Below are 10,637 nucleotides of genomic sequence, written 5' to 3' on the forward strand. Positions count from 1 at the left end.
CAGGAGGTGAGGGGCCGCGCTCCACTGGGCAGGTGTGCGTACGACCGCCTGGGCCAAGAAGGGACGGACAACGTGGCACGACCGAAGATCCTTGTCGTGGGAGCCGGATTCGGCGGGGTGGGGTGCATACGGCGACTGGAACGCAAACTCCGGCCCGACGAGGCCGACATCGCGCTGGTGACGCCGTTCTCCTACCAGCTCTATCTGCCGCTGCTTCCCCAGGTGGCCTCCGGCGTCCTCACCCCGCAGTCGATCGCCGTCTCGCTGCGCCGCAGCGGCCGGTTCCGCACCCCGATCATCCCCGGCGGAGCCGTCGGTGTGGACACCGACGCCAAGGTCTGCGTGATCCGCAAGATCACCGGCGAGATCATCAGCGAGCCCTACGACTACATCGTGCTGGCCCCCGGCAGCGTCACCCGCACCTTCGACATCCCGGGCCTGACCGACAACGCCCGCGGCATGAAGACCCTCGCCGAAGCCGCCTTCGTCCGTGACCACGTCATCGCCCAGCTCGACCTCGCCGACGCCAGCCAGGACGAGGCCGAGCGTGCCTCGCGGCTGCAGTTCGTCGTGGTCGGCGGCGGCTACGCGGGCACCGAGACCGCCGCCTGCCTCCAGCGGCTGACCTCCGACGCGGTCAAGCGCTACCCCCGCCTCGACCCGAGGCTGATCAAGTGGCATCTGATCGACATCGCGCCGAAGCTGATGCCCGAACTGGGCGACAAGCTGGGCCTGAGCGCACTGAAGATCCTGCGCGACCGCGGTGTCGAGGTCTCGCTCGGCGTCTCCATCGACAAGGCGGGCCCCGAGGAGGTCACGTTCACCGACGGCCGGGTGCTGCCCTGCCGCACGCTGATCTGGACCGCGGGCGTGGTGGCCAGCCCGCTGATCGCCACCCTGCAGGCCGAGACGGTCCGCGGCCGGCTCGCCGTCGACGCCGAGATGACGGTGCCCCGCGTCGACGGGGTGTTCGCCCTGGGCGACGCCGCCGCGGTCCCCGACCTGGCCAAGGGCGCGGACGCCGGGGCGGTGTGCCCGCCCACCGCGCAGCACGCCATGCGCCAGGGCCGGGTGGTGGCCGACAATGTGATCGCCACGCTGCGCCGGCAGCCGCTGCGCCCGTACGTCCACAAGGACCTCGGCCTGGTCGTGGACCTCGGCGGCCGGGACGCGGTCTCCAAGCCGCTCGGCATCGAACTGCGCGGCATGCTCGCCCAGGCCGTCGCCCGCGGCTACCACTGGTCCGCGCTGCGCACCAACGTGGCCAAGACCCGGGTGCTGACCAACTGGATGCTCAACGCGGTGGCCGGCGAGGATTTCGTCCGCACCGGCTTCCTGTCCCGCACTCCGGCCGCCCTGCGCGACTTCGAGTACACCGATTCCTACCTGACCCAGGAGGAGATTCGCCGGCACGCGGCCGGCCTGACCGCACGTCAGTAGCCCGAGGAGCGTCGCGAGCGGCAGCCGCCGCGCCGGGACCGGTTTCGCCTCTAGTGCAGATTCACTAGGCTGGCCTGGTGTCCTCCGCACAGACAGAGACAGGGATCGAGCCATGACCGCCCCGGCGCTCCAGGTCAGGGCGGAGTGCGCTGCTCCCGTCAGCACCCTCGCGCTCATCGGCGAGCTCGATCTGGACGGCGCGGCCCAGCTGCGGGCCGCGCTGGCCGACTGCTACGCCCGGCGCCCGCGCCGGGTGCTGCTCGACCTGCGCGACCTGTGGTTCTGTGACTGCGCCGGCCTCAATGTGCTGCTGGAGGCCGCGGTCTCGGCGCGTGGTCTCGGCGCGGAACTGCGCCTGGAGAACGTCCGCCCCCAGGTGGCCCGTCTGTTCACCCTCGTCGGCGTCGACGAGGTGTTCGCCACGGACCGGCAGCGCCTACCGCCGAGGATTCTCTGATGCCGTCGTCCCCGTCGTCCCGGTCGTCCTCCCCCCGGCCCGCCCGTCCTGTCGCGGGCATCAGGATCCTGCTGGTCGAGGACCACGACATGGTGGCCGAGGCGATCCGGATGGCCCTGGACCGCGCCGCCGATCTGGACGTCGTCGGCCGCTGCGCCTCGATAGCGGCGGGGCTGGCCGACACCGCCCGGCTCCGCCCCGACGTGGTACTGCTCGACCGACGGCTGCCGGACGGCGACGGCATCCGGGCCATCGCCCGGCTCAAGGCCGCCGCGCCGGGCTGCCAGGTCCTGGTCCTGGCTGGTGAGGCCTCGGCCTCGGCCGCCACCCAGGTGGCCGAGGCGGGCGGCTCCGGACTGATCCTCAAGGCCGACAACCTCAGTGAACTGCGCGACGCCGTCCGGCGGGTGGCAGCCGGCGAGATGGCCTTCAGCAAGGGCCTGCTCGGCGCCGTACTCGACCGGCTCACCGGTCGCACCCCGGGCCGCGGCGCCACCCTCACCCCGCGCGAGCGGGAGACACTCGACCTGCTCGGCGAAGGGCTCGGCAGCGCCGAGATCAGCCGGCGCCTCGGTGTGGCGCTCAACACCGCCCGCAACCACATCCAGCGGGTGCTGGAGAAGCTGGGGGCCCGCTCCCAGCTGGAAGCCGTCACCACCGCCCGCCGCGAGGGCCTGCTGCGATGACCGCGCCCGCCGGCAGGGGCCCGGGCCGCCCCGTCGCCGCCCCCTCCGAGGCCGCCTTCGGGCTGCTGGTCCAAGGGGTGCTGGACTACGGCATCTTCATGCTCGACCCCGGCGGACATGTCGCCAGCTGGAACGCGGGCGCCGAGCGGATCAAGGGCTACCGGGCCGAGGAGATCACCGGCCGGCACTTCTCGGTCTTCTATCCGCCCGAGGACATCGCGACCCGCAAGCCGCACCGCGAGCTGGAGATCGCGGTCGCCGAGGGCCGGCTGGAGGACGAGGGCTGGCGCATCCGCAAGGACGGCTCGCGCTTCTGGGCCAACGTGGTGATCACCGCCCTGTTCGACGAGGCCGGGGAACTGCGCGGCTTCGGCAAGGTCACCCGCGACATGACCGAGCGGCGCGCCGCGGAACAGGCGCTCAGCGACAGGCGCCGGCTGTTCGCCCACCTGGTGCGGGCACAGGAGGAGGAGCGCCGCCGGATCGCCTGGGACGTGCACGACGACTCCATCCAGTCGATGGTCGCGGTCGGCATGCGGCTGCAACTCCTCGCCGACCGCGCCGCCGAGCCGTACGCCGCCGAGCTGGCCCGGCTGGACGCCGCGGTCCGCGACACCGTCGGCCGGCTGCGCAATCTGACCTTCCGGCTGCACCCGCCGGGCATCGACCGGCACGGCCTGGTCGAGTCCCTCGCCCTGCACCTCGACGAGGTGGTGCGCGGCTGGGGCCTGGTCCCCGCCTTCACCCATGAGCTGTACCGCGAACCGGCGCCGGAGACAGCGGTCACCGTCTTCCGTATCGTCCAGGAGGCCCTGCTCAACGTCCGCAAGCACGCCCGCGCGGGCACCGTGCGGCTCCGGCTCACCACGGTCGACGGCGGGCTGCTGACCAGCGTCGCGGACGACGGTGACGGAGACGGCGACGGCGGCGCGTGGCGGCCGGACGCGGCCCACCCGCACTTCGGCCTGATGGAGATGCGGGAGCGGGCCGAGACGGCCGGCGGCTGGTGGACCATGCGCAGCGAGGCGGGCGTCGGCACCACCGTGGAGTTCTGGGTGCCCGACCTGCCCGCCGGCGACATCGGCGACCTGCCGGCCCCGCGCTGACCCCAGTACCAGCGCCGCCGCCCCCGGCCCCGGACGGCCGCCGGTCCCCGCCACTCTCCCGCGCTACGCCGCCGGCCCGCCGCCCCCCTCGCCGGAGCCGCTGTCCTCGTGCAGCGCGAACCACACCGTCTTGCCCTCCGCGTCCGGCCGCACGCTCCACTGGTCGGACAGGATGTCCAGCAGCATCAGACCGCGGCCGGAGGAGGCGAGTTCGCCCGGCGCCCGCTGGTGCGGCAGCTCGTCGCCGCCGTCGGTCACCTCGACCCGCAGCGTGCGGCGCCCCGGCGGGCCGGTGACGGTCGCGATGAGCGCCGCCGGCTGGTCGGTGTGCACCAGGACGTTGCCCAGCAGTTCGGACGCCAGCAGTCCCGCGGTGTCCACCTGGTCCGGCTGGGCCCAGTCGTGCAGCAGCGACTTCAGCTCGGTACGCGCCTCGGCCAGGCCCTGGGCCTGGTCCTGCTCGATGGTCAGCACCAGGCGCCGGTCGGGGCCGGCCCGCTCCGGCACCCCGCGCTCCCGGCGCAGCAGGAGCAGCGCGATGTCGTCCTCGTTGCGCGGCGACAGCCGGATGTCCTCCACCCCGGACAGCGGGCTGCCGACCGCCCGGATCAGGCGGTCGGCCATGCCCTCCAGATCCTCCGGCGGGCCCGGCGACATCGCGTCGCGCACCCGCACCCAACCGGTGTACATGTCGTGCCCGCCGGTCTCGATCAGCCCGTCGGTGCACAGCAGCATCACCTCGTCCGGATGCAGCTCCAGGACGTTGATCGGGTAGTCGTCCGATTCGGACATCAGGCCCAGCGGCAGGCCGCCGCGGATGTGCTTGATCATGCAGGTGCCGTCCGGCATCCGCAGCACCGGGTGCGGATGGCCGGCCCGGGCGATCTGCATGACACCGGTGGCCGGATCGGCCTCGATGTAGATGCAGGTCGCGAAGCGGTCCTCGTCCAGGGCGGCCAGGAAGCGCGAGGCCCGCGACAGCACCGCGTCCGGGCCGTGCCCCTCGGCGGCGTAGGCGTGCACGGCGGTACGCAGCTGGGTCATCAGGCCGGCCGCGTGCACGTCGTGGCCCTGCACGTCCCCGATGACCAGCGCCAGCCGGCCGGTCGGCAGGTTGATGCTGTCGTACCAGTCGCCGCCCACCACCAGCCCGCCACCGGTCGGCACATAGCGGGTGGCCACACTCAGCCCGGCCGAGGCCGGCGCCGCCGACCCCATGCTCTGCCGCAGCCCCCGGGACAGGGCTAGCTCGGCCTCACCCGTCCGGGTGCGTTCCAGCGACTGCGCCACCAGCCGCGCGGTCGACATCAGCAGGCCCTGCTCCTCCGCGGCGAAGACGACCGGGGACGCGAAGCTGGCCATCCACACCCCGGTGATCCGGCCGGCCGTCACCAGCGGCAGGAACGCCCACGAGGCGCGGTCCCTGGGTTCGGTCAGCGACCAGGTCGACGGGTAGCGCGACCGGTACTCCTCCCGGGAGGACAGGAACACCGGGCGACCGGTCCTGACCACCTCCACGGCCGGGTACTGGGTGGTCATCGGTATCCGGACGGTGGGCTCCGATTCCCCGCTGCGGAAGCCGTACTGGCCGAGCCCGTGCAGGAACTTCTCCGTCACGCCGAAGACCGCCAGCCCGTCCAGGTCGAAGCCCGGTGAGCGCAGCTGCGCCAGCGCCCTGAGCACGTCGGCCAGCGAGTCGGCCTCCGCCAGGTCGTGCCCGGCGCCGAGCAGCGCGGTGTCCCGGCGCCGGGCCGCGGCAGCCGTACCGGGCAGCGGGGAGGGCAGGGGGACGGCCGCCTCGCCGGGCGCCGGCTCGGGCCGCTCCCGTTCGGACGGCGGCTCGTGGCTGAGCCGGTTGAGTGCCTCGATCTGGCGCAGCTCGAAAATGTCCGGGTCCTGGGCGCTGCCTTCCGCGGCGTCCCCGGCAACCTCGCCCCGCCCGTCCTGTCCCTCCTGTCCCTCCTGATCCTCGTGGTCCTGCGCGTCCTGCCCGTCCTGGCTGTTCTGCCGGTCCCGGCCGGGCGTCCGCCGGCCCGCTGCTCCCGGGCCCGAGGGCGTGGGGTCCGACGGCTCCCGGTCCGGCGCGGGCTCGTCTCGTCCACCGCCCATCCGACGCCCCTTCATCCGGTTCGCGTGCCCGTACCCCCATGCTCCGTCGCCGTCGCCCCGCGCGCAGTCCGGGAGGCGCGAAAGCCGTATCGGAACCGGTGCCGGGCCGACTCCGGGGGCGATGTGCCGGACTGCCCCCGCGGGCTGGCATGATCGGGGGGTGGTCGAGCGCATCATCGCCGCGTGTGACGGGGCATCGAAGGGCAATCCGGGACCGGCCGGCTGGGCATGGGTCATCGGCGACGGGTCGGACGAACCGGTCCGGTGGGAGGCGGGGCCGCTGGGCACCGCCACCAACAACGTGGCCGAGCTGACCGCGCTGGAGCGGCTGCTCGCCGCTGTCGCGCCGGACACGCCGATGGAGATCCGGATGGACTCCCAGTACGCCATGAAGGCGGTCACCACCTGGCTGCCCGGCTGGAAGCGCAAGGGCTGGAAGACCTCGGCCGGCAAGCCCGTGGCCAATCAGGACCTGGTGGTCAGGATCGACGAGCTGCTCACCGGGCGGGCCGTCGAGTTCCGCTACGTACCGGCCCACCAGGTGGGTGGCGACCCGCTCAACGATTTCGCCGACCGCGCCGCCAGCCAGGCCGCCGTCGTCCAGCAGCCGGCCGGCAGCGCCCTGGCCTCACCCGAGCCTCCGCCCTCGCCGACCAGCGCGAACCGGATCTCCGCCGCGGGGCCCGCGGCCGGCCCGGTCGTCACCGTCGCCGCCGGCAAGAAGGCGCCCGGCCCGGCGCGCACCCTCAAGGCGAAGTACCCCGGCACCTGCCGCTGCGGCCGCTCCTACGCGGCCGGCGAGCCGATCACCAAGAACGACAAGGGCTGGGGCCACCCCGACTGCCGCTGACCCGCGAACGGGAGCGCCTCACGGGCCCGCCGGCCCGGACGGACCGGCGTCGCCCGCCGCCCCCGCCTGCCCGCCCCGGATGTCGGTGATCCGCGCGCCGGCGGCGCCCGCGGCCGGCCCGGTGCCCGGTCCGCGGTGGCGCAGCAGCAGCATCGCCGCGTCGTCGTGCAGGGGGGCCGCGGGTGTGCCGGATCAGATCGGTGCGCAGCGCCTCCAGGGCGTCCTGCGGATCCGCCGCGGACAACAGCCCGGCCCGCGAGCCAAGCGGGTAGAAGCTGCCAGCCGCGTCCCGGGCCTCGGTGACGCCATCGGTGTACAGGAACAGCTGGTCACCGGGCCGGAAGGACACCGCGAAGGGGACCGCCGGTTCCCCGCGGTCCACCCCGAGGCCGAGCGGCAGGGAGTAGGCCGGCGGCTCGGGGAAGACCACCGTGCCGTCCGGCGAGACCACCATCGGCGGCGGGTGGCCGAAGTTCAGCAGCGTCGTGCCGTCCTGCGGGCTGATCTCGGCCATCAGCGCGGTGACGAACTTCTCCCCGCTCACCGTCCGGTCGGCCGCGCGCTGCACCCGCTCGCCGACGCCCTCCAGGGTCTTCTCGTCGTGCGCCGCCTCCCGGAACGCGCCCAGCACCACCGCGGCCGTCTCCACCGCCTCCAGGCCCTTCCCCTGCACATCGCCGATGATCACCCGGACCCCGGCGGGCGAGGCCACCACCTCGTAGAGGTCGCCGCCGATCCGCGCCTCGGCGACCGCCGAGGTGTAGGAGACGGCGGCGCGCAGATGCCCCGGTTCGGCCGGCACCGGCCGCAGCAGCACCCGCTGCGCGACCTCGGCGATCGACCGCACGCTGGCCAGCTCCGCCTCGCGGCGCTGCCGGGTGATCGCGGCGATCATGCCGGCCACCGTCACCCCGACCACCGCCCCGATCGCGGCGAAGCCGCGCCGCTCGGCGAACAGCCCGTCCGCCACGCCCAGCGCGCACACCACGGCGACCGCCAGCGCCCCGATCACCGCGGTCCGCACCCAGCTGCCGATCAGACCGGCGAACGCCGGGCCGAGGGAGACCAGCGGGAGCAGGCCCACACTCGCGCCGGCCACCCCGTCGACCACCGCGACCAGCGCCATCACCGCGTAGGGCAGCACGGTCAGCGGCAGCGGCACCGGACGCTCGTCGGCGCGTGGCCCGCCGCCGATGGACGTGCCGAGGACGGCCTCCGCGCGCCGTTGGAGGCGCCGGCCGTCCGGGACTCGTCGCAGCACCGTCACCTCTCCTTACCCCGTTCCCACCAGGCCAGGGCCGCCACCGCCGGCCGCCTGCCCGGGCTTCACCTTCCGTTACCGGTTCCGGATCCGGATCAATCGGCCGGGCGGGAGGGCGCGGGGGTGAGGGGGGTGCGGATGCATCGTGGGCAGCGTCATCGATGCCTTCTTTCCTGTGCCGCCGGTGCCGTTCGCCGTGTGCCGTGGGCGAGAGGCCCATTCGATCACGGCTTGCTGTGCCGCGTCCCGCACTCCGCGAACCGGGCACCGTGTCGTTGCGGCTCAGTGCTTGCCGAGCACCGCGAACATCAGCCACAGGTAGAAGGCCATCAGGTGGGCCACGACGACATAGACCAGGACCCGGAGCACCACACCGCGCTCCTTGCGCCGCTCGCTGCCGTTGGTGGTGCGGGCCGGAGCGGGGTGCGGGGTGGCGGGCGGGGTGACGGGTACGGCGGCGGGTACGGCGGCGGGCCGGGCGGTCGGTTCAGCAGTGGGTTCGGTCTCGCTGGTGGTCATCGCCGGTCTCCCAGACTGTCGGTGGTCTCCCGCGGCCCGATGCACAGGGCCGAGGTCTCGCTCTGCATCAGGGTGTGGAGGAAGAGCAGGTCGACGCCGGGCGTCCCGGCCGCGGCCAGCCGGTGCGGCACCTGCGAGTCGAAGTGTGCCGAGTCCCCGGCGGCCAGCCGGTGGGTGCGGTCCCCGAGGGTCAGCTCCAGCTCGCCGGCGGTGACGTAGAGCCACTCCTCGCCCGGGTGCACCCGGACCAGCGCGCGCTGGGCGCCCGCCGGTACGTGCACCCGCAACGCCTGCATGGCCCGGCCGGTGCCGCCCGCCCGCCAGTAGGTCCAGCCGCCGGCCGCCACCGCGGGCATCCGGTCGCCGCGTACGATGGGGTCGGGCTCGGCCGAGGTCTCGCCGATCAGGTCGGAGACGGTGGTCCCGTACAACCGGGCGAGCCCCAGCAGTACCGGCAGCGACGGCTGGCGCAGCCCGGACTCCATCCGGGACAGGTGCGCCGCGGACAGCCCGAGCCGCTGGGCCGCCGACTCCAGCGTCAGCCCGCCGGCCCGCCGCAGCTCGCGCAGTCGGGGGACGAGGACGAGCTCCTCGGCAAGGGCCGGTACCGCGGGTTCGGTTTCGTCCATGGATCCATGGAATCAGCCTTCATGCCTCTGAGGCAAAAGTCTTGCCTCAGAGGCAAAGATTGCCGGAAAGCCGCAGCTCAGCCGAGGTCGCCGCCGCCGGCCCCGCTGTCCGCCCCGACCGCCGCCGACGCGGCCTGCTCGGCCCGGGCCGGTCCGGCCGGCAGCGGGTCGTCCGCGGCGGGCAGGCCGCCGTCCAGCCGGTCCCACAACGCCAGCAGGGGCGTGGCCATCATCGTCGTCACCAGGGCGACCAGCACCAGCACCGTGAACATCGAGCGCGAGACGATCCCCTCGGCCAGCCCCACATTGATCGCGATCAGCTGCATCAAACCCCGGGCGTTCATCAGGGTGCCGATCCGCAGCGCCACCGGCCCGCTCTGCCCGGCCGCCCGCGCCGCCAGCCAGCACGCCGCGAACTTGCCGATCACGGCGCACACGATGCAGCCCGCGGCGAAGGACAGCAGCGCCGGGTCACCCAGCAGCCCCGTATCGGTGTTGAGACCCGAGTAGGTGAAGAACAGCGGCACCAGCAGGGCGTTGCTCAGCGGCGCCGTCGCCCCGATCGCCCGCTCGATGCCGGGGGACCGGGGGAAGGCCACGCCGAGGCTGAAGGCGCCGAACACCGCGTACAGGCCGATCCGGTCGGTGTACCAGGCGGACAGGCACAGCAGCAGCACCACGCCGAGCACCAGCTGCCGCGGCTCCAGCCGGTCGGCCGCCCGCGCCAGCCGGTCCCGTGTCCGCAGCAGGACCGCCAGCACCAGCACCAGGCCGAGCCCGCCGCAGACCGCCAGCAGCACCGGGCCCGAACGGCCCCGCGACAAGCTGATCACGCCGGCCAGCATCACCCAGGCCACCACGTCGTCCAGCGCGCCCGCCGCCAGCGAGACCGTACCGAACACCGTCCCGGTCAGACCGCGTTCGGTGATGATCCGGGCCAGCATGGGAAAGGCGGTGATCGACAAGGTGACGCCGACGAACAGCGCGGAGATGTACGTCGGCACACCCGGCGGGGAGGCGTGCACCGAGTCGCGGACGGCCCAGGTCAGCGCCGCGCCCAGCGCCAGCGGCGCCGCGATCCCGGCCGCCGAGATGGCCGCCGCCGACCGCGCGACCGGCCGGATCCGGTCGACGCGGAACTCGTATCCCGCCTGGAACATGACAGGGCCAGACCGAGCTGCCCGGCCACATACAGCACCGGCCGCAGATCCGCCGGGAAGACCGCGTGCTCCAGGCGGGGGGCGAGCAGCCCGAGGACGGACGGCCCGAGCAGGACCCCGGCCAGCATCTCCGCGACCACCGGCGGTTGCAGCAGGGGCCGCAGCGCCCAGCTGACCACCCGGCAGGTGACCAGGATGACGACAGCGGCGAGCAGGAAGGCGGTGCCGAGCGACGTGGCGGACATGGCGGACGGCCCTTCGTCGATGGGGCAGTGGGGCGGTGGGCGGTGGGGGCGGGGGAAGGGAGCGGGAGAGGGGGGGCGGCCGGGCGGCGGGCGTCGTCCGGGCCGCCGCCGGGATCAGCGGTGCGGACAGCCCGGCGGCGGCTGGCCGCCGGCGTCCGGGGCGGTTCCGGCGTCC

10 protein-coding genes and 1 pseudogene are annotated in these 10,637 nt (G+C 74.1%); 5 read left to right on the forward strand and 6 right to left on the reverse strand.

Features of this window, described 5'->3' with window-relative positions; genetic code table 11:
- The first annotated feature begins 72 nt into the window (after positions 1 to 72).
- The 4 genes from GA0115240_RS07470 (at position 73) to GA0115240_RS07485 (ending at position 3,689) form a co-directional block, all read left to right on the forward strand.
- The gene (locus GA0115240_RS07470) at positions 73 to 1,440 is read left to right on the forward strand and encodes an NAD(P)/FAD-dependent oxidoreductase (RefSeq protein ID WP_093735869.1); all 1,368 of its coding nucleotides are present in this window, start codon (positions 73 to 75) and stop codon (positions 1,438 to 1,440) included.
- A 112-nt stretch (positions 1,441 to 1,552) separates the two neighbouring features.
- Positions 1,553 to 1,897, forward strand: coding sequence for an STAS domain-containing protein (locus tag GA0115240_RS07475; RefSeq protein WP_093735870.1), 345 nt, complete (start codon positions 1,553 to 1,555; stop codon positions 1,895 to 1,897).
- Entirely contained in the window at positions 1,897 to 2,583 is a 687-nt protein-coding gene (locus GA0115240_RS07480) for a response regulator transcription factor (protein ID WP_093735871.1), read from the forward strand. The genes GA0115240_RS07475 and GA0115240_RS07480 overlap by 1 nt, the downstream gene beginning before the upstream one ends.
- Complete coding sequence (locus tag GA0115240_RS07485) at positions 2,580 to 3,689, forward strand: PAS domain-containing sensor histidine kinase (RefSeq protein ID WP_093735872.1); 1,110 nt, start codon at positions 2,580 to 2,582, stop codon at positions 3,687 to 3,689. The genes GA0115240_RS07480 and GA0115240_RS07485 overlap by 4 nt, the downstream gene beginning before the upstream one ends.
- 63 nt (positions 3,690 to 3,752) lie before the next feature.
- Here GA0115240_RS07485 and GA0115240_RS07490 read toward each other — a convergent pair whose 3' ends face one another.
- A complete protein-coding gene (locus tag GA0115240_RS07490) occupies positions 3,753 to 5,798 on the reverse strand; it encodes a SpoIIE family protein phosphatase (RefSeq protein ID WP_176725007.1) in 2,046 nt (681 codons plus the stop codon).
- A 160-nt stretch (positions 5,799 to 5,958) separates the two neighbouring features.
- Here GA0115240_RS07490 and GA0115240_RS07495 point away from each other — a divergent pair, with 160 nt between their 5' ends.
- Positions 5,959 to 6,648: a ribonuclease H family protein gene (locus GA0115240_RS07495; protein ID WP_093735873.1), complete on the forward strand. Its 690-nt coding sequence runs from the start codon at positions 5,959 to 5,961 to the stop codon at positions 6,646 to 6,648.
- A gap of 18 nt (positions 6,649 to 6,666) precedes the next feature.
- On the opposite strand, the pseudogene GA0115240_RS07500 reads toward GA0115240_RS07495, so the two are convergent.
- The 5 genes and pseudogenes from GA0115240_RS07500 to GA0115240_RS37890 form a co-directional block, all read right to left on the reverse strand.
- A pseudogene (locus tag GA0115240_RS07500) lies at positions 6,667 to 7,774 on the reverse strand (PP2C family protein-serine/threonine phosphatase).
- 417 nt (positions 7,775 to 8,191) lie between these two features.
- A complete protein-coding gene (locus GA0115240_RS07505; RefSeq protein ID WP_093735874.1) occupies positions 8,192 to 8,428 on the reverse strand; it encodes a DUF6126 family protein in 237 nt (78 codons plus the stop codon).
- The gene (locus tag GA0115240_RS07510) at positions 8,425 to 9,057 is read right to left on the reverse strand and encodes a helix-turn-helix domain-containing protein (RefSeq protein ID WP_093735875.1); all 633 of its coding nucleotides are present in this window, start codon (positions 9,055 to 9,057) and stop codon (positions 8,425 to 8,427) included. The genes GA0115240_RS07505 and GA0115240_RS07510 overlap by 4 nt, the downstream gene beginning before the upstream one ends.
- Before the next feature lie 77 nt (positions 9,058 to 9,134).
- The gene (locus tag GA0115240_RS07515) at positions 9,135 to 10,217 is read right to left on the reverse strand and encodes a cation:proton antiporter (RefSeq protein WP_237554689.1); all 1,083 of its coding nucleotides are present in this window, start codon (positions 10,215 to 10,217) and stop codon (positions 9,135 to 9,137) included.
- Positions 10,103 to 10,462 carry a hypothetical protein gene (locus tag GA0115240_RS37890; RefSeq protein WP_237554690.1) on the reverse strand — a complete coding sequence of 120 codons (360 nt, stop codon included), beginning with the start codon at positions 10,460 to 10,462 and terminating at the stop codon, positions 10,103 to 10,105. Before GA0115240_RS37890 ends, GA0115240_RS07515 begins: the two co-directional genes overlap by 115 nt.
- Positions 10,463 to 10,637: the final 175 nt, after the last annotated feature.

Source organism: Streptomyces sp. DvalAA-14 (assembly GCF_900091855.1).
Lineage (GTDB): Bacteria > Actinomycetota > Actinomycetes > Streptomycetales > Streptomycetaceae > Actinacidiphila.